We start from the raw sequence: 18,921 nt of genomic DNA on the forward strand, positions 1-18,921 counted from the left end.
GCAGGGACGCGGAGCGTCCCGGGCTGTGTTCCCACGCAGAGCGTGGGAACGATCATTTATCGCTGGCAAGCCAGCTCCCACAGGGGAATGTTGATCGTTCCCACGTTCCGCGTGGGAATGCCTCCACGGACGCTCCGCGTTCGGCTGTTGCAGGGACGCGGAGCGTCCCGGGCTGTGTTCCCACGCAGAGCGTGGGAACGATCAACGATCATGAGAACTGGTTAGACGCTGAGCATCAGGAACTCACGCTCCCACGAACTGATCACCCGTTTGAAGTTCTCGTGCTCGGCGCGTTTGACCGCGACGTATCCGCGCACGAACTTGTCGCCCAGGTAACGGCCGATGGTTTCGCACTCTTCCATTTTGGTCAGGGCGTCTTCGATGGTGATCGGCAAACGCAGGTTACGGCGTTCATAAGCCCGACCCTGGACGGCGGCGCTCGGTTCGACGCGCTCGACCATGCCCAGGTAACCGCACAACAAGCTGGCCGCGATGGCCAGGTACGGGTTGGCATCGGCGCCCGGCAAGCGGTTTTCCACGCGCATGGCGTCCGGGCTGGAGGTCGGTACGCGCAGGCCGACGGTGCGGTTTTCTTCGCCCCATTCGACGTTCACTGGCGCCGAGGTATCCGGCAGGAAGCGGCGGAACGAGTTGACGTTCGGCGCAAACATCGGCAGCACTTTCGGGATGTATTTCTGCAAGCCGCCGATGTGGTGCAGGAACAGCTCGCTCATGTTGCCATCGGCGTCGGCAAAGATCGGCTTGCCGGTGGCGATATCCACCACGCTCTGGTGAATGTGCATGGCGCTGCCCGGCTCGTCGCCGACCGGTTTGGCCATGAAGGTCGCCGCCACGTTGTGCTTGAGCGCCGCTTCACGCATGGTGCGCTTGAACACGGTGATCTGGTCGGCCAGGTCCAGCGCATTGCCATGGCGGAAGTTGATTTCCATCTGCGCCGGGCCGTCTTCGTGGATCAGCGTATCGAGGTCCAGGCCCTGCAATTCGCACCAGTCATAGACGTCTTCGAACAGCGGGTCGAACTCGTTGGCGGCATCAATGGAGAACGACTGACGACCGCTTTCAGCACGACCCGAACGGCCCATCGGTGCCTTGAGCGGCAAATCCGGGTCTTCACAGCGCTGGGTCAGGTAGAACTCCATTTCCGGTGCGACAATCGGCCGCCAGCCTTTGTCGGTGTACAGCTGCAAGACTTTCTTCAGCACGTTGCGCGGCGACAGTTCGATCGGGTTGCCGAACTTGTCGAAGGTGTCGTGGATCACGATCGCGGTAGGCTCGATGGCCCATGGCACCACGTAGACTGCATCGGCGTCCGGCTTGCAGACCATGTCGATGTCGGCGGGGTCGAGCAGGTCGTAGTAGATGTCGTCGTCGACAAAGTCCCCGGTTACCGTTTGCAAAAGCACACTTTCCGGCAGGCGCATGCCTCGCTCATGTAGGAACTTGTTGGTGGGTGCAATTTTGCCGCGTGCAATGCCGGTCAGGTCGCTGACGACGCACTCGACTTCGGTAATCTTGTGATCTTTCAGCCAAGTGAACAGCTGATCGAAAGGGACATTCATAAAGACCTCGTTATTGGTTTTATTAACGCCAGGAGAGGCCGGTTTCATCCGCCGGACACTTCCCCTGTAGCGCGTTGACGTCTATCTTGGGCGAGCCTCGCGGTTCCATCTATCCACTTTAAGCAGCACAAAGCGCACCAAAAGAGTGCGCAAGGTCACCCATGACAAACGGCAATTCACTCCAGGTTCAAGCGTTCAGCACCGTCGATGTGGCCGAGCAAATCCGTGTCACGCCGGGCTGGACTCAGCATTACCAACAGATGTCACCGGGGCATTTCGCCGGTCTGGTGCGCTATCTGGATTTACAGGGCGTGGAGATCTACGAAGAGCACATGAACACCCGGGTCGAGCAGAATTTCAGTGCACCGCAGGGGGCGCTGGCGTTCTGTTTCGACCGCAGTGACAACGCGCTGTACGTGTTGAATGGTGAAAGCCGCAACATCTGGATCACCCCGGAGAACTACCAGGAAATCGCCGTGGTGTTCGGTCCGGAGTTCGTGCAACGCAATCGCCTCGATGTCGCCCGGCTCGAAGGGTTGTTCATGGCGCCGCTCAACTCACAGCAGAACGCGTTGTTCTGCCGTTGGCTGAGCAGCACGCTGACGCGGCTGTCGCAGACGTTCGATCCGCCGACCCGGGAAGCGCTGACTCAGCAATTGCTGGATGACTGTCTGTTTATTCTCGACAACGCCTGCGTCTGTCTCGATCAAGGCGCGTTGCAGCGCCGGGCCGGAGAGCGGGCGATCATGAAGCGGGTAGGGGAATGGGCAGCAGACACTCCGGAAGAACACCTCAACCTGCTGGAGCTGTCCCGGGTTGCCGGTGTTTCACTGCGCCAGTTGCAGCATGCGTTCAAGGCCTATACGGGCATGGCGCCAACCCAGTGGCTGCGACTGCGGCGCCTGAACAGTGCCCGCCGTGAATTGCTCAGCCGCACGCCGACGCAAACCACCGTGGCAGAAGTGGCCATGCATTGGTCGTTCTGGCATTTGGGGCGGTTTTCCAGCAGCTACCGTGCACTGTTCAAGGAGTTGCCGAGCGACACGCTCAAGCGGGCAAGTGCCACTCAACCCATTGGACGTGGCCGGCGTTAAAACGTCGGCGGGGTAATCACCCAGATCACTACCGCATCGACTTCACCAGGGTTGCCGTAGCGGTGCGGTTCCCGGCTGGAAAAGCTGAAGCTGTCGCCTTCACAGAGCTGGAAATGGCGCTCGCCAACCCACAACTCGAAGCGCCCCGACAGCACATACCCGGCTTCCTCGCCTTCGTGGCTGTAGCTTTGCTGGCTGTAGGTGCCGGGCGGAAAACGCGAGTGGAGCATTTCCAGCTGTTGATTGGGTTGCGGCGTGAGCAACTGGTCGACGATGCCATCCTCGTAATGCACGCTCAGTCGGCTGTTCTTGCGCACCACGATGCCGTCATCTTCGGGGGCGGTATTGGCTTCGCTGGCGAAGAACCACTGGATGGTCACGCCGAGGCTGCGGGCAATATTGAACAGCGCCGGGATCGACGGATAGGCCAGGTTGCGTTCCAGCTGGCTGATGTAGCCGGCGGTCAGTTCGCTCTGTTGCGCCAACGCTGCCAGGGTCATGCCCCGACGTTTGCGCAGGCCGCGAATTCGCGTGCCGAGAAAGTGCGGCTCTGCGGCGCCGGTTGCGGGCTGTGTGGTGTTGCTGTTGCTCATGGTCAAATCCGAACCGGAAGGAGTGGCGCAAACCCCTGTAGGAGCGAGCCTGCTCGCGATAGCGGTGGCTCAGCCAACTTAGTGTTGAATGCAGTGACGCTATCGCGAGCAGGCTCGCTCCTACAGGGTCGGTGTTAGCCGTTGATGGCCCGGAGTATAAACAGGCTTAAAGCTCCCACGCGACTTTCAGACCTTCATAAATCGCTTCTTCAGCCGTTCGCGGCGCGAGGCAGTCGCCGATACGGCGAAACTCCACCAAACCTTGCAGTTCGGCACCCAGCGTGTCGACCGGTTGATGGCCCTGGCAGAGTACCAGCGTGTCGATATTTTCCAGCAGCATCGGCTCACCACTGGCGGTGTGTTGCAGATACACGGTGTTGTCATCACAACCGTACAACCGGGCGTACGGAATGATCGGGATGCCCAGTTTGTGCAATTCACCGGCCAGTTGATCGCGGACATACAACGGCAGGTTTTCCCCGCAATGAGTGCCGTTGACCGCCAGTTGCACCTGATGCCCGGCGCGGGTCAGGCGCTCGGCGATGCCGGGGCCGATCCAGTCGCAGCGCCAGTCGACCACCACTACCGAGCGGCCAATCTGCACCTCTTCGCGCAGCACTTGCCAGGCGTCCACCACCTGCAATTCGCCACCGCGTTCGAACATGGGCCAATAAGGTTCGGCGCCGGTGGCGACGATCACCATGTCCGGTTTTTCCTGCTCCACCAAGGCGCGGTTGACGCGGGTATTACGCACCACGCGCACACCGGCCAATTCCATCTCCCGTTGCAGGTTGGTGCTGGCCCCACCGAACTCGCTGCGCCGTGGCAGCAATTGCGCGAGCAATACCTGACCACCGAGTTGCGGACTGGCTTCGTACAGCGTCACTTCATGCCCACGTTGTGCGGCGACGGCGGCCGCTTTCATCCCGGCCGGGCCGCCACCGGCGATCATGATCCGTTTGCGTGTTTTAGCTGTTTGCCGTTCGCCAAAGATCAGCTCACGACCGGTTTCCGGATGCTGGATGCAGGAGATCGGCAAGCCCTTGTGGAAATGCCCGATACACGCCTGATTGCAAGCGATGCACGCGCGCACGTCTTCAGCGCGGCCAGTATCGGTTTTGTTGGGCATCTGCGGGTCGCAAATCAACGCCCGGGTCATGCCGCAGACATCGGCCTGGCCCCGAGCCAGAATCAGCTCGGCCTCCTGGGGCTGGTTGATGCGCCCGGTGACGAACAGCGCAATAGCCAGACTGGCCTTGAACGTCCCGGCTTCCCTGGCCAGGTAAGCCGCCTCGATCGCCATCGGCGGCACGATGTGCACGGCACCGCCCAGCGACGCCGAGGTGCCGGCGACGATGTGCACGTAATCGAGCTGAGTTTGCAGCGACTGCACGGCGGCCAGGGATTCGTCTTCGGTCAGGCCTTCGGGATCGCGCTCATCGGCAGAGATGCGCAGGCCGATGATGAACTGCTCGTCAGTGGCGGCGCGTATCGCAGCGATGACTTCGCGAAGAAAACGCAGGCGCTGTTCGAGTTCGCCGTTGTAGCCATCGGTTCGGCGGTTGACCCGGGGATTGATGAATTGCGCCGGCAGGTAACCGTGGCTGGCGACCACTTCCACGCCATCGATGCCGGCCTGATGCAAGCGGCGGGCGGCGGCGGCATAGCCGGTGACAATCTCGTCGATCATCGCCTGGTCCAGAGCTCGTGGCATCACCCGGAAGCGCTCGTTGGGCACCGCCGAGGCCGAGTAGGCCACCGCCAGCAAGCCGTCGCTGGACTCCATGATTTCCCGGCCCGGATGGAACACCTGGGACAACACCACGGTGCCGTGGGCGTGGCAGGTTTGCGCGAGTTTGCGATAACCCTCGATACAGGCATCGTCGGTGGCCATCAGCACATGGGAGGTATACCGCGCGCTGTCATGCACGCCGGCCACTTGCAGCACGATCAACCCGACACCGCCTTCGGCACGCGCCCGGTGATAGGCGATCAGTTGCTCGTTGACCAGGTTGTCGGTGGGCATCGACGTGTCATGACCGCTGGACATGATGCGGTTTTTCAGGCGCTTGCCACGGATCTGCAAGGGTTCGAACAGGTGCGCGAAAGCAGGTGTCGGCATGGTGCGGACTACTCCAGGCAGGCTGACTTTGTAGGAGCGAGCCTGCTCGCGATGGATTCAAACACGCCGCGGGGTATCAGGTTCACGGTGTCATCGTTGACGTCCATCGCGAGCGGCTCGCTCCTACAAAATTGTCAGTTGATGTTGTTTTTTTCTATAGAAATTTACCTGTAGTAAAAAATCAATCTATTTCTTTACTTGGGTGCACGGAAAGCGACTGGACGTTCAACACGTCCAGCCTTACTGTCTGCCCCAGCCGATCAACCTGGAGAACCATAAAAATGATTGAGATCGCGAGCCATCTGACTGCCGCCCCGGGGCGCAGCGCCATCGAACAGCGACTGCGCGAGGAACTGGCCGCGTGTTATCGCCTGATCGCGCACTTTCGCATGACTGACCTGATCTTCACCCACATCTCGGTGCGCATTCCGGGGCCGGACCATCATTTTCTGATCAACCCCTACGGGCTGATGTTCGATGAGATCACGGCGTCGAATCTGGTGAAGATCGGTCTGGATGGCCGAGCCGTCGAATCGTCGCCGTACCCGGTAAACCCGGCCGGTTTCGTGATTCACAGCGCGATTCACGGTGCCCGCGAAGATGCGCAATGCGTATTGCACACCCACACCCGGTCCGGCTGCGCGGTGGCGGCACTCAAGTGTGGTTTGTTGCCGGTGAACCAGATTTCCATGGAGTTCTATGGCCGCGTTGCTTATCACGAATATGAAGGCGTGGCGCTGGACATGAGCGAGCAACAGCGCTTGGTGCAGGACCTTGGCGACAAGCCGGTGTTGATGCTGCGTAACCATGGTTTGCTGACTGTCGGTGAAACCGTCAGCCAGGCGTTTTTACGCATGTATTACCTGGAAAAGGCCTGTGAGATTCAGTTGGCTGCTCAGGCCGCCGGTGAGCTGGTACTTCCATCCGCCGAAGTCTGCGCGCACACCGAGCGCCAGTTCAATGATCCGGGGCGGCCGTTGGAAGAGGGCGAACTGAGCGATCCGGATGCGATGCAACTGGCCTGGGCGGCGATGTTGCGGTTGCTGGAGCGGGTGGCGCCGGGTTATCGGGACTGATCTGGATTCTCGGCTGTTGAGGCGGGCCTCATCGCTGGCAAGCCAGCTCCCACAATGTTTTCAGGTGTGCACAAATTTTGCGTACACCCACAATGTTTCTCTGGTGTGCACAGATTTTGCGTACACCCACTAACCCTGTGGGAGCTGGCTTGCCAGCGATGGGGCCCGGTCATGCTCCGAAGTCTTTCAGGCTGGTAACTGACTGGAGGTTTTTCCTGTTCTTGCTGTACAGTCGTTCAACTCGCGGGCCAATCGCGAGTCCCCATGATTGAATCCAGGAGCGTGTTGCCGATGAATCAGGAAGCCCGTTTTTCCCGCATGGAACCGGAGTTGCGCAAGGCCAACCTGATCGAGGCCACGTTGACGTGCCTCAAGCGCCACGGCTTTCAGGGCGCCTCGATCCGCAAGATTTCCGCCGAGGCCGGTGTGTCGGTGGGCTTGATCAGCCATCACTATTCCGGCAAGGACGAACTGGTGGCCGAGGCCTACATGGCGATCACCGGCCGGGTCATGACCCTGTTGCGTGACGCCATGGAGCAAGCGGCGCCCAATGCCCGCGAACGTCTGTCGGCGTTTTTCCGTGGGTCGTTCTCCGCCGAACTGCTCGACCCGCAACTGATCGACGCCTGGCTGGCATTCTGGGGCGCGGTGAAAACCGCCGAGGCGATCAACAAGGCCCACGATCACTCCTACGGCGAGTATCGCGGCATCCTGCGCAAGGTGCTGATGGAACTGGCACAAGAAGAAAACTGGGAAAACTTTGACGCCGATCTCGCGGCGATCAGTCTCAGCGCATTGCTCGATGGCTTGTGGCTGGAGTCCGGCCTCAACCCTGGCACCTTTACCCCGGAGCAAGGCATTCAGATTTGCGAAGCCTGGGTCGACGGTTTGCAGGCCGGTGGCCGCCAGCGTTTCTGCATACAGACGAGTAGCTGTTGATCACCCGTTCAGCAGTGGCTACTCTCTGGCGCTGATGCAACACCCTTCTAATAAGAAACAAGCAGGACACCAGCAATGACTCCTCGGGTACTGGTCGTCGATGACGATCCGCTGATTCGCGAACTGTTGCATGCCTACCTTTCCCAGGAGGGCTATGAGGTGCATAGCGCCGCCACGGCGGAACTGGCCGAAACCTTTCTGGCCAGCCAGAGCGTCGACCTGGTCATGCTTGATATTCGCCTGCCGGGCAAGGACGGCCTGACCCTGACCCGCGAGCTGCGGGTGCGTTCGGAAGTGGGCATCATCCTGATCACCGGGCGCAACGATGAAATCGACCGCATCGTCGGCCTCGAATGCGGCGCCGATGACTACGTGATCAAACCGCTCAACCCACGTGAGCTGGTATCCCGGGCGAAAAACCTGATTCGTCGGGTCCGCCACGCGCAGACGCCGCCACCGGTGGCCGCTGTGTCCAAACCGGTCAAACAGTTCGCCGATTGGGCGTTGGACACCGACCGCCGCCGACTGATCGATGCGTCCGGCAGTGAAACCCTGCTGACCCACGGCGAGTATCAGTTGCTCAGCGTGTTCCTGCGCAACAGCGGTCACACGCTCAGTCGCGACCAGTTGATGGACCAGATCCGCAACCGCGAATGGGTGCCCAATGACCGTTCCATCGACGTGCTGGTGGGGCGTTTGCGCCGCAAGTTGCATGACGATCCGGCGGAACCGCAGTTGATCATCACCATTCACGGCGCCGGTTATCTGTTCACTGCCAGCCTGGCGGCGTGATGGCTGCAGTCAGGCTGCTCTGCCTGATATTGGCACTGGTGGCGGGCAGTACGTCCGCGGCGCAGACGGTGCGCTATTGCGATTACCCGGTGTACCCGCCGATTTCCTGGAGCGATGGCAAGCACGTCCGTGGGCTGGCGCCGAGCGTGGTGAAAAAACTGTTCGGCCAACTGGGCTACGAGGTTGAAGTGGTGGTGCTGGGCAATTGGAAGCGTTGCCTGCTCGATGCCGCCGAAGGCCGGGTCGATGTGGTCCTGGCGTACAGCACCGCGCAGCGCGAGCAAAGCATGCTGTTTTCTACTGTCCCGGTGCTGCGCGAAGAAGTCGCGCTGTTCGTCAACCGGCAGCACCCGGTGCAGTTCGAACACCTGCAAGACCTGGCGCATTACCGGGGCGGGCTGTTGTTCGGCGAAAGCTACGGCGTGGAGTTCGATCGCATGGTCGCGCAAAACAACAACATCGAGTGGGTCTCCGATAGTCGCCAGAACTTCGGCAAGCTGATTCGCGGGCGCATCGATTTCATCACCCAGGAACGCCGCACCGGCCAGCTCTACGTCGAAAGCCTGGCCGGCGCGCAAGACATCGTCGCGTTGCCCACCGCCCTGAGCGTCGATTATCTGCGGGTCGCCGTATCCCGCCGCTCGCCACTGGCCGGGCGCATGGCGGACATCGATGCGCAACTGCAGCGCATGGTCGATGCCGGTGACATCGAGCGCCTGCTCAATGAAAGCGAAGTCACCTACCGTGACATGATCAATCTGCCGGCGAACACCCCATGATCCGCGGCAGATCCGGTGGTTTATTGCGGCGTCTGCTGCTGTTCATTCTGTTGTTCAGCCTGTGCTTTACCGTGCTTGCCAGTAGCGTACAGCTGTATATCGAGTACCGGCGCGAGATGCGCGAGATCGATTCGCGCATGGAGCTGATCCGCGCCGGGTACCTGGCAAGCCTGGAGCGCAGCCTGTGGGATCTGAACCAGGAACAGTTGAACGTGCAATTGCGCGGGCTGGTGGACTTTTCCGACGTGGCACGGGTGCATCTGATCAGCAACGATTTCGATCTGGTGCAGGGCAACCCGCGTCCGATCGGGCCGCTGCGTATCGAGCGTTTTGTACTGGACTATCAACCACCGTCCGGCCCGTTGCGCCAACTGGGTGAGCTGGAAGTCAGCACCGATCTGGGGGCGGTGTATCAGCGCCTGTATGCCAGCGGCTTGACCAGCCTGTTGTGGATGGGCGCCTTCCTGTGTGGCCTGGCGGTGGCGTTGTCCGGCCTGTTTTATCGCCTGGTGACCCGCCACTTGCAGGTCATGGCCGAATTTGCCCGGCGCATTGCCGCCGGTCAGTGGCAGGAACCCCTGCGCCTGGGCAAGAGCCGTAGCGCCAACGAAGATGAAGTCGACACAGTCGCCCACGCCCTCGACGACATGCGCCGGGCAATCCTCAGCGACATCGAACGCCGCGAATCCGATCGACTGGCCTTGCAGGACAACCGCGACGAATTGTTGAAAATGGTCGAGCGGCGTACCGCCAGCCTGATGCGCGCCAAGGATGAAGCCGAAGCGGCCAACCTTGCCAAGTCACGGTTCCTGGCGACCATGAGCCATGAGTTGCGCACACCGCTCAACGGCATTCTCGGCATGGCTGAGTTGCTGCGCGATGCCCGGCTGGACGAGCGCGATGGCAAACGGCTCGATGCACTGCACAAGGCCGGCGAAGGTTTGCTGACCATCCTTAACGAAGTGCTGTTCTTCGCCAAACTGGAGGAGGGCGCGAGCCTGCCGGAGCCGGTGGATTTCTCGGTTCGGCAATTGCTCGACGAAGTGTTGACCTTGCTGGAACCGAAGGCGTTGGCCAATGACACGGTGCTGCAGTGTCGAATAGATCAGCGGGTGGCCGAGCGTTATCACGGCGCCGAACAGTTCTTGCGCCAGGTCTTGAGCAATCTGTTGGCCAACGCGATCAAGTTCACCGAGAACGGCGAGGTCAGTGTCGACGTGGCGTTGCTCGCGCAGCCTGAAGGCACTCGCGCAGATCGCTTGCGGGTGAGTGTCACCGACAACGGCATCGGCATCGCGCCGCCGATGCAGGCAAAGATCTTCGAGCGTTTCACCCAGGCCAGCGATGAAGTGGCGCAGCGTTTCGGCGGCACCGGGTTGGGACTGGCGATCTGCAAACACCTGGTGGACCAGATGGGCGGGAGCATCGGTGTCACCAGTGAAGTCGCGCGGGGCAGTTGTTTCTGGTTTGAACTGACGCTGCAACCTGCTGTTGGCGTGACGAGTCCGGTGCCGGTGGACGTGCCGGGGCCGGCGTTGAAGGTTCTGGTGGTGGAGGACGTGGCGCTCAATCGGGAAGTGGTTTCGGGTTTGCTGGAGCGCGACGGCCATCGGGTCTGGCTGGCCGAAGAGGGCGAACAGGCGCTGCGCCAATGTGCTGCGCAGGCATTCGACCTGATTCTGTTGGACGTGCATCTGCCGGGCATGAGCGGTGTGGAACTGTGCAAAAGCCTGCGCAGCCTCGACGGACCGAACCGCACCGCACGTATTTTTGCCCTGACCGCCAGTGTGCAACCGGCACTGGTGCGCGGCTATCTCGATGCCGGCATGGACGGGGTGCTCGCCAAACCGTTGAAACTGGACAATCTGCGCAAAGCCCTGAGGGAGCAACGATCGACTCCGCCACCGATGCACGAAGACAGCGCGATGGACTGGCCGCTGCTGCAAACCCATCGCGACTTGCTGGGCGAACAGAAAGTGCAGGGGCTGCTGGCAGTACTGCGCGAATCGATCCTGCAGCATCGTGAGGCGTTGCGCGAAGCCATTGGCGCCGAAGACGGGACCGAAGTCGCGCACCTGGCTCATCGCCTGGCGGGAAGCTGCGATTCGTTGGGGTTTCGTGCGTTGGCCAATGCGTTGCGTTCGCTGGAGGACGCCGCACGCATCAACGATGAGGCGGCCGTGCGCCTGCTGGCACAGCAGATCGACGGGCAATGCCAACGGGCGCTGGGCACGCTGGAACAGCTGTTGCAGCGCTGACGTACAAGTTTGTTACGACTTTTCACAACTTCGATCTTTACGTACAACGCGAGCTTACATGGCTTTCCAATAATCGACGCAACCGCCGCAGCGCGGTCTTCGAAGCTTATTGGAGATAATAATAATGAATGGCCGTAAAGCTGATTTCTCCCCGTGCCCTGACGTCCTGTCATGCACTGCGCACCTCACCGACTTGGGGTGCTGACATGAACGAAAATACTGATCGCAAAGGCATTCACCTGACCCGCGCCCTGAAAAGCCGGCACATCTTCATGCTGTCCCTGGGCGGGGTGATCGGCACCGGGCTGTTCATGGGCTCCGGCGTGACCATCAATCAGGGTGGCCCGGTGGGGGCGATTCTGGCGTATCTGGTGGCCGGTTTCCTGATGTACCTGGTGATGGTCTGCCTGGGGGAACTGTCGGTGCAGATGCCGGTATCGGGATCGTTCCAGACCCACGCCACCAAATACATCGGCCCGGCGACCGGGTTCATGATCGGTTGGGTGTACTGGATGAGCTGGGCGACCACCGTCGGCCTTGAATTCACGGCCGCCGGGATGTTGATGACACGCTGGTTTCCGGATGTGCCGATCTGGTACTGGTCGGCGCTGTTCGTGGTGGTGCTGTTCGGTATCAACGCGCTGGCGACCCGGGCGTTCGGTGAAGCCGAGTATTGGTTTTCGGGGATCAAGGTGGCGGCGATTCTCGGTTTTATCGTGGTTGGCGTGCTGGTGATCTTCGGGGTGATGCCGCTGAGCAGCGGTGCTCCGGCGCCGATGGCGAGCAACCTGATTGGCGATTCGTTGTTCCCTAACGGCTTGTCGGCAGTGTTCGCGGTGATGATGACCGTGGTCTACGCCTTCCAGGGTTGCGAAATCATGGGCGTGGCCGCCGGCGAAACCGATCAGCCGGAAAAAAGCATCCCGCGTGCGGTGCGCAACGTGGTGTTCCGCGTGCTGATTTTCTATGTGCTGGCGATCATCGTGCTGTCCGCCATCGTGCCGTGGCAGCAAGCGGGGCTGATGGAAAGCCCATTCGTGCAGGTGTTCGACATGGTCGGCATTCCTTACGCCGCCGACCTGATGAACTTCGTGATCCTCACCGCGATCCTGTCGGTGGGCAACTCTGGCCTGTATGCCTCGACGCGCATCCTGTGGGCGATGTCGAAAACCGGAATGGCGCCCAAGAGCCTGTCGCCACTGAGCAAACGCGGGGTGCCGCTGCGCGCCTTGAGTATCACCTTGTGTTTCGCGTTGGTGTCGCTGATGACCAGCTTCATCGCGGCCGACACTTTGTTCATGGTGTTGATGGCAGTGAGCGGGATGTCGGGCACTGTGACCTGGATTGTCATCGCGCTGGCGCAATACAAATTCCGCAAGGCCTACCTGCGCGAAGGCGGCAAACTCAGCGATCTGAAATATCGCGCACCGTGGTTCCCGGTACTGCCACTGATGTGCATCACGCTGTGCTGCTCGCTGTTCGTGTTCCTCGCATTGGATGAAACCCAACGGCCATCGCTGTACTGGGGCTTTGGTTTCATTGCGCTGTGCTACGGCGCGTACTTCCTGATTCACCGCAAGCGCCAGGGCGTGTTGGCGCCGAGCTTGCCCACGGTGTAATCCCTTCAATCCGTACATCCCCTGTGGGAGCCAGCCTGCTGGCGATAGCGGAGCATCAGTCAACAGAGATGTTGAATGTGATGACGCTATCGCCAGCAGGCTTGCTCCCACATTGGTTTTGGGGAGGCCGTAGCGAGTTGTTCGAAGTTGTAACAGCGCCACCGGCTTGCGCTCGCGCCATCAGAAACAATTCAACAAAACCAATGCTTTAGAGATTCATAGAGCTTGTTACAGCTCATTCCACCAACAATTGCCGCCTTGCTGAACACTCGTTTAGTATGGCTTCAAGTCGCATCACCTCAGACTCATCAAAATAATTCGAGGATTCGCATGACTACTCATGATTCGCTGCTCAGCCAGGTCGAAGCGGGCGTTGCCTGGATCACGCTCAATCGCAGCGCACAGCGCAACGCGCTGGACATCCCGACCCTGAAAAACCTGCAGGCGTTGCTCGATCGCTTCAACACCGATCCAGCGGTGCGCGTGGTGGTGTTGACTGGCAGCGGTCGCAGTTTCTGTGCTGGCGCCGACCTCGATGAGTGGGCCGACGCCGAAGCCCGCGGCGCATTGGAAACCTACGGCTGGACCGAAACCGCCCACGCCTTGATGACGCGTCTGCACAGCCTGGAAAAACCCACCATTGCCGCTATTAACGGCACCGCCGTCGGCGCCGGGATGGATTTGACCCTGTGCTGCGATCTGCGCATCGCCGGGCAGTCCGCGCGGTTCAAGGCCGGCTACACCAGCATGGCCTACTCGCCGGATGCCGGCGCCAGTTGGCATTTGCCACGCCTGATTGGCAGCGAACAAGCCAAACGCCTGCTGTTTCTCGACGAATTGTGGGGCGCTGACCGTGCTCTTGCAGCCGGGCTGGTCGGCGAAGTCTGCGCCGACGATCAACTGCTGACCGTTGCCAGCGAGCTGGCCGCGCGGCTGGCGGCCGGGCCGACATTCGCTTTCGCCCAGACCAAAAAACTCATCCGTGAAGGCGCCGAGCGCAGCCTGCCCGAACAACTGCAAGCCGAACTCGCCGCCGGACTGCTTTGCGGTCGCAGCGAAGACGGTGGCGAAGCCTTGCGCGCCGCCATGGATAAACGTCCGCCACGCTTCATCGGCCGCTAAGCCTCGCCCCCCTTTATCAGCACACGAACAACAGGTAGCAGCATGAATTTCCAACTGACCCAAGAACAAGAAATGTTGGTGGACTCGGTACGCAGCTTCGTCGAGAAGGAGCTGCTGCCCTATGAGACCGAAGTCGACCGTGCCGACGAGGTTTCGCCGGAACTGGCGGCACAGATTCGCGGCAAGGCGATTGCGGCCGGTTTCTACGCTTTCAACATGCCGGAAGAGGTCGGCGGTGGCGGTCTTGATTACCTGTCCCAGGCGCTGATCGAGCGGGAACTGTCGAAAGTCTCCTGGGCGCTGCATGTGTTCGTTGCGCGACCGTCGAAAATCCTCATGGCTTGCACCGGCGAGCAGATCAACGATTACCTGCTGCCGTGCATCCAGGGCGAGAAAATCGATTGCTTCGCCCTCACTGAGCCGGGTGCCGGCTCCGACGCCAATGCGATCAAGACCCGCGCCGTGCGCGAGGGCGATGACTTCATCCTCAATGGCAGCAAACACTTCATCAGCCATGCCGGGCATGCCGATTTCGCCATCGTGTTCGCCGTGACCGACAGCTACGAACACAACGGTAAAAAGCGTAACGCCGTGACCTCGTTCCTGGTCGACCGCAACACACCGGGCATGACCATTCGCCGTGGACCGAAATGTGTGAGTAACCGTGGTTACCACACTTTCGAAATGTTCTTCGACGATTGCCGCGTTCCTGCCAACAAAGTGCTGGGCGAAGTCGGCAAGGGATGGGAAGTGGCCAACGCCTGGCTGACTGCCGGGCGGGTAATGGTGGCGGCCAACTGTGTCGGCCAGGCCCAGCGCGCACTCGATGTTTCGTTGCAATGGGCGGCGGATCGCAAGCAATTCGGCCAGCCGATCGGCACCTATCAGGGCGTGTCGTTCAAGTTGGCCGACATGGCCACGCAGATTCGCGCTGCCGAACTGCTGACCCTGCACACCGCGTGGAAAATGGACCAGGGCACCATGACCGATGGCGAGGCCGGCATGGCCAAATTGTTCGCCAGCGAAGTGCTCGGACGTGCGGCTGACGAGGCGGTGCAGATCTTTGGCGGCATGGGCCTGATGGACGAGAGTCCGGTGGAGCGCATTTGGCGCAACGCGCGGATCGAGCGGATCTGGGAAGGCACTTCGGAAATCCAGCGCCACATCATTTCCCGCGAACTGCTGCGGCCACTGTTGCGCTGATCCGCCCGGAGAATTTCCATGTCGCAAACCATTCGTGACAACCTCAAACGCATGCTCGCGCCACAGCATGTGGCGTTCGTGGGCGGGCGCAGTATGGCGCGTGCCCTCAAGCGCTGCGCCGAAGGTGGCTACCAAGGGCAGATGTGGCTGGTCAATCCGCAGAACGACAGCCTTGAAGGCGTGCCCTGCGTACGCAGTATTGCTGACTTGCCCTGCGGCCCTGACGCGGTATTCATCGCCACCAACCGCGACTTGACCCTGACCTGTATCGCTGAACTCGCCGCCATCGGTGCGGGCGGCGCGATTTGCTATGCCTCGGGTTTTGCCGAAACCGGTGCCGAAGGCCAGGCGCTGCAACAACAACTGCTCGAAGCCGCCGGTGACATGGCCTTGCTCGGCCCCAACTGCTACGGCCTGCTCGACTATCTGCACAGCTGCGCACTCTGGCCGGTGGCCCACGGCGGCAAAGCGGTGGAGAAGGGCGTGGCGGTGCTGACCCAAAGCGGCAACTTCGCTTACAACCTGTCGATGAGCGACCGCTCGCTGCCAGTGGCCTACATGGCTTCGGTTGGCAATCAGGCGCAACTGGGCGTCGCTGAGTTGATGGACGTGTTACTCGACGAGCCGCGGGTCACTGCTATCGGCCTGCACCTCGAAGGCCTGAAAAACGTCCCGGGTTTCGCCCGCGCCGCGCACAAGGCGCTGGAGAAGGGCATCCCGATCATCGCTTTGAAAACCGGCGTGTCGCAGATCGGCGCCGAACTGGCCCTGAGTCACACCAGTTCGCTGTCCGGCTCCGATGCGCTGTATGACGCGCTGTTCGATCGCCTTGGGGTTATTCGCGTCAGTGGCCCGGTGAGTTTCGTCGAAACCCTGAAAGCCGCGGCCTGCGGCAACTTGCCGGCGGGAAACAGCGTGATCGCGCTGGCGTGCTCCGGCGGTGATGCGGGGCTGATTGCCGACTACGCCGAACGCAACGATCTGGGCTTGCCAAAGCTCGATGACGGCCAGGTCGGTGAACTGGCCCAAGTGCTGCCGAGTTACGCCAACCTGGTCAATCCGCTGGATTTCACCACGGCGATCTGGGGCGACGGCGAAGCCTTGAACCGCATGCTCGACAGTGCCCTGCGTACTGAAGCCGATGCGGCGATGCTGGTGCTCGATTATCCGGCCGAGTTCACTGGCGAGCGCAAGGAATGCGACCTGCTGCTGGACCTGTTCTGCAAGGCGCTGGTACGGCATGGCAAGACCGGTTTTGTCACTTCGGCGTTCCCTGAGTTACTGCCGGCCCACGCCCGCATTCGTCTGCATGCCCAGGGCGTGGCGGCGTTGCAAGGTGTCGAGGATGGCCTCGCGGCGTGGGGGCGCATTGCCGGTTACCAGCGCAATCGCCGGGCTTTGCTGGAGCTGGGTGAATCGGCGTTGGTGCCGCTGTGCCCGCAAGCGCTGACAGGCGAAGGCGAATTGCTCAATGAATGGGATTCCAAACAAGCGTTAAGAGTCTTCGGCCTGCCGACACCCAACGGTGTTCTCAGCTCACCGGCCAATGCGTTGAAAGACGCCGAAGCATTGGGCTATCCGCTGGTACTCAAAGCCGTCAGCGCACAGTTGCCGCACAAGACTGAAGCCGGCGCCGTGGCGCTGAACCTCAAGGATGGCGTCGCATTAAGCGCGGCTCTGGAAAAAATGCGTTCGAACATTGCCGCGTATGCACCGGGCGTACCGTTCGATCAACTGCTGCTGGAGCCCATGGCCAAACCGCCGTTGGCCGAGTTGATTGTCGGCATCAAGCGCGAAAACGACTTTGGTCTGGCGCTGGTGATTGGCGCGGGCGGCATTCTGGTGGAATTGCTCAAGGACAGTCGCAGCCTGTTGCTGCCAACCACCGACGGCGCCATCCGCCATGCCGTGCTCAGCCTGCGCAGCGCACCGTTGCTGCAAGGTTTCCGTGGCCGTGAAGCGGCGGATCTGGAGGCGTTGGTGGCAGCGATTCGCGCGGTCGCCGATTACGCCTGCGAAAACGCCTCGCAGTTGCTGGAACTCGATGTGAACCCATTGTTGGTCGGCGCCGATGGCACGACCGCAGTCGATGCGTTGATTCGCCTCGGCCACGAGTGAGGACATGAACATGCAAAGCAAAACCTTGACCGGTGGCCAGGCGCTGGTGCGTCTGCTGGCCAATTACGGCGTCGATACCGTATTCGGCATTCCCGGCGTTCACACCCTGGAACTGTATCGCGGCCTGCCGGGCAGCGGCATTCGCCACGTCTTGACCCGTCACGAACAGGGCGCCAGTTTCATGGCTGACGGTTATGCCCGGGTCAGCGGCAAGCCCGGCGTGTGCTTCGTCATCACCGGCCCCGGCGTGACCAACGCCGCCACCGGCATCGGCCAGGCTTACGCCGACTCGATTCCGATGCTGGTGATTTCCAGCGTCAACCACAGCGCCAGTCTCGGCAAGGGGTGGGGCAGCCTGCACGAATGCCAGGACCAACGGGCGATGACCGCGCCGATCACTGCGTTCTCCGCCGTGGCACTGACCGCCGAAGACCTGCCGGAACTGATCGCCCGGGCCTACGCGGTGTTCGACAGCGAGCGCCCGCGTCCGGTACACATTTCGGTGCCGCTGGACGTGTTGTCGGCGCCGATTACCCGCGACTGGAGCAATGACGTGGTGCGGCGTCCGACCCGCGGCCCGGCTTGTGCCACCGCCCTTGATGACGCAGCAGCCAGGCTCAACGGCGCAAAACGGCCGATGATCATCGCCGGTGGCGGTGCCTTGAATGCTGCCGAGCAACTGCTGGAGATCAGCACACGACTGGCGGCGCCGTTGTTCACCAGCGTCGCCGGCAAAGGCCTGTTGCCACCGAACGCAGCGTTGAACGCCGGTTCGTCCCTGTGCGTAGAACCCGGCTGGAAGCTGATTGCCGAAGCCGACGTGGTGCTGGCGGTCGGCACCGAAATGGCCGACACCGATTTCTGGCGCGAACGCCTGCCGCTCAACGCTCAACTGCTGCGCGTGGACATCGACCCGCGCAAGTTCAACGACTTCTACCCGTGCGCGGTGGCTTTGCATGGCGATGCGCATCAAACCCTCAGCGGTTTGCTCGAGCGCCTGCCATCCAGCGTACGTGACGCCAGCGCAGCGATTGCCTCGGTTGCCGCGCTACGCGAAGCGGTCAAGGCCAGCCATGGTCCGCTGCAACAGATTCACCAATCGATTCTGGCGCGCATTGCTGCAGAGCTGCCGGAAAACGCGTTCGTCAGCACCGACATGACCCAACTGGCCTACACCGGCAACTACGCCTTCGACAGTCTCGCCATTCGCAGCTGGTTGCACCCGACCGGTTACGGGACGTTGGGTTACGGCCTGCCGGCCGGCATTGGCGCCAAGTTTGGCGCACCGCAGCGCCCCGGTCTGGTGCTGGTGGGCGATGGCGGTTTCCTCTACACCGCTCAGGAACTGGCCACCGCTGTCGAGGAACTGGACAGCCCACTGGTGGTGTTGCTCTGGAATAACGATGCATTGGGGCAGATCCGCGATGACATGCTCGGCCTCGATATCGAGCCGATTGGCGTGCTGCCGCGCAACCCGGACTTCGCCGCGCTCGCACGTGCATTCGGTTGCACCGTGACCCAGCCGCAAAGCCTGGCGGAGCTGCAAACCGACCTGCGCCACGGCTTCAAGCGCAACGGCGTGACCCTGATCGAACTCAAGCATGCCTGCGCCCATTGATCTGTATT

General features: G+C 61.3%; 14 protein-coding genes. 11 read left to right on the forward strand and 3 right to left on the reverse strand.

All coding sequences use genetic code 11. The features are described from left to right. Positions 1–221: 221 nt before the first annotated feature. A complete protein-coding gene (locus D8U73_RS14135) occupies positions 222–1,580 on the reverse strand; it encodes a glutamine synthetase family protein (RefSeq protein WP_056855297.1) in 1,359 nt (452 codons plus the stop codon). 161 nt (positions 1,581–1,741) lie between these two features. On the opposite strand from D8U73_RS14135, the gene D8U73_RS14140 reads away from it, so the two are divergent. Continuing rightward, positions 1,742–2,674 carry a helix-turn-helix domain-containing protein gene (locus D8U73_RS14140; RefSeq protein ID WP_130904817.1) on the forward strand — a complete coding sequence of 311 codons (933 nt, stop codon included), beginning with the start codon at positions 1,742–1,744 and terminating at the stop codon, positions 2,672–2,674. Here D8U73_RS14140 and D8U73_RS14145 read toward each other — a convergent pair. Continuing rightward, complete coding sequence (locus tag D8U73_RS14145) at positions 2,671–3,267, reverse strand: cupin domain-containing protein (RefSeq protein ID WP_130904818.1); 597 nt, start codon at positions 3,265–3,267, stop codon at positions 2,671–2,673. The genes D8U73_RS14140 and D8U73_RS14145 overlap by 4 nt on opposite strands. Before the next feature lie 166 nt (positions 3,268–3,433). Beyond that, positions 3,434–5,389 carry an FAD-dependent oxidoreductase gene (locus D8U73_RS14150; RefSeq protein ID WP_130904819.1) on the reverse strand — a complete coding sequence of 652 codons (1,956 nt, stop codon included), beginning with the start codon at positions 5,387–5,389 and terminating at the stop codon, positions 3,434–3,436. Between the two features lie 281 nt (positions 5,390–5,670). Between D8U73_RS14150 and D8U73_RS14155 the strand changes: the two genes are divergently transcribed. The 10 genes from D8U73_RS14155 (at position 5,671) to D8U73_RS14200 (ending at position 18,913) form a co-directional block, all read left to right on the forward strand. Next, complete coding sequence (locus tag D8U73_RS14155) at positions 5,671–6,465, forward strand: class II aldolase/adducin family protein (protein WP_056855301.1); 795 nt, start codon at positions 5,671–5,673, stop codon at positions 6,463–6,465. 291 nt (positions 6,466–6,756) lie between these two features. Continuing rightward, entirely contained in the window at positions 6,757–7,404 is a 648-nt protein-coding gene (locus D8U73_RS14160) for a TetR family transcriptional regulator C-terminal domain-containing protein (RefSeq protein ID WP_056855302.1), read from the forward strand. 75 nt (positions 7,405–7,479) lie between these two features. Continuing rightward, on the forward strand, positions 7,480–8,196 hold the full coding sequence (locus D8U73_RS14165) for a response regulator (protein ID WP_056855303.1): 717 nt from the start codon (positions 7,480–7,482) through the stop codon (positions 8,194–8,196). Further along, positions 8,196–8,975 carry a transporter substrate-binding domain-containing protein gene (locus tag D8U73_RS14170; RefSeq protein ID WP_130904820.1) on the forward strand — a complete coding sequence of 260 codons (780 nt, stop codon included), beginning with the start codon at positions 8,196–8,198 and terminating at the stop codon, positions 8,973–8,975. Before D8U73_RS14165 ends, D8U73_RS14170 begins: the two co-directional genes overlap by 1 nt. Continuing rightward, on the forward strand, positions 8,972–11,233 hold the full coding sequence (locus D8U73_RS14175; protein WP_130904821.1) for an ATP-binding protein: 2,262 nt from the start codon (positions 8,972–8,974) through the stop codon (positions 11,231–11,233). Before D8U73_RS14170 ends, D8U73_RS14175 begins: the two co-directional genes overlap by 4 nt. 206 nt (positions 11,234–11,439) lie before the next feature. Further along, complete coding sequence (locus tag D8U73_RS14180; protein ID WP_130904822.1) at positions 11,440–12,852, forward strand: amino acid permease; 1,413 nt, start codon at positions 11,440–11,442, stop codon at positions 12,850–12,852. Positions 12,853–13,182: 330 nt separating this feature from the next. Beyond that, positions 13,183–13,974, forward strand: coding sequence for an enoyl-CoA hydratase-related protein (locus D8U73_RS14185; protein WP_130904823.1), 792 nt, complete (start codon positions 13,183–13,185; stop codon positions 13,972–13,974). 42 nt (positions 13,975–14,016) lie between these two features. Beyond that, positions 14,017–15,177: an acyl-CoA dehydrogenase family protein gene (locus tag D8U73_RS14190; RefSeq protein WP_130904824.1), complete on the forward strand. Its 1,161-nt coding sequence runs from the start codon at positions 14,017–14,019 to the stop codon at positions 15,175–15,177. 18 nt (positions 15,178–15,195) lie between these two features. Further along, positions 15,196–17,295, forward strand: a complete 2,100-nt coding sequence (locus D8U73_RS14195; protein WP_056855308.1) for an acetate--CoA ligase family protein — start codon at positions 15,196–15,198, stop codon at positions 17,293–17,295. 10 nt (positions 17,296–17,305) lie between these two features. Continuing rightward, a complete protein-coding gene (locus D8U73_RS14200) occupies positions 17,306–18,913 on the forward strand; it encodes a 5-guanidino-2-oxopentanoate decarboxylase (RefSeq protein ID WP_130904923.1) in 1,608 nt (535 codons plus the stop codon). The last annotated feature ends 8 nt before the right edge of the window (positions 18,914–18,921 follow it).

The organism is Pseudomonas sp. Sample_22 (assembly GCF_004307635.1).
Taxonomy (GTDB): Bacteria; Pseudomonadota; Gammaproteobacteria; order Pseudomonadales; family Pseudomonadaceae; genus Aquipseudomonas.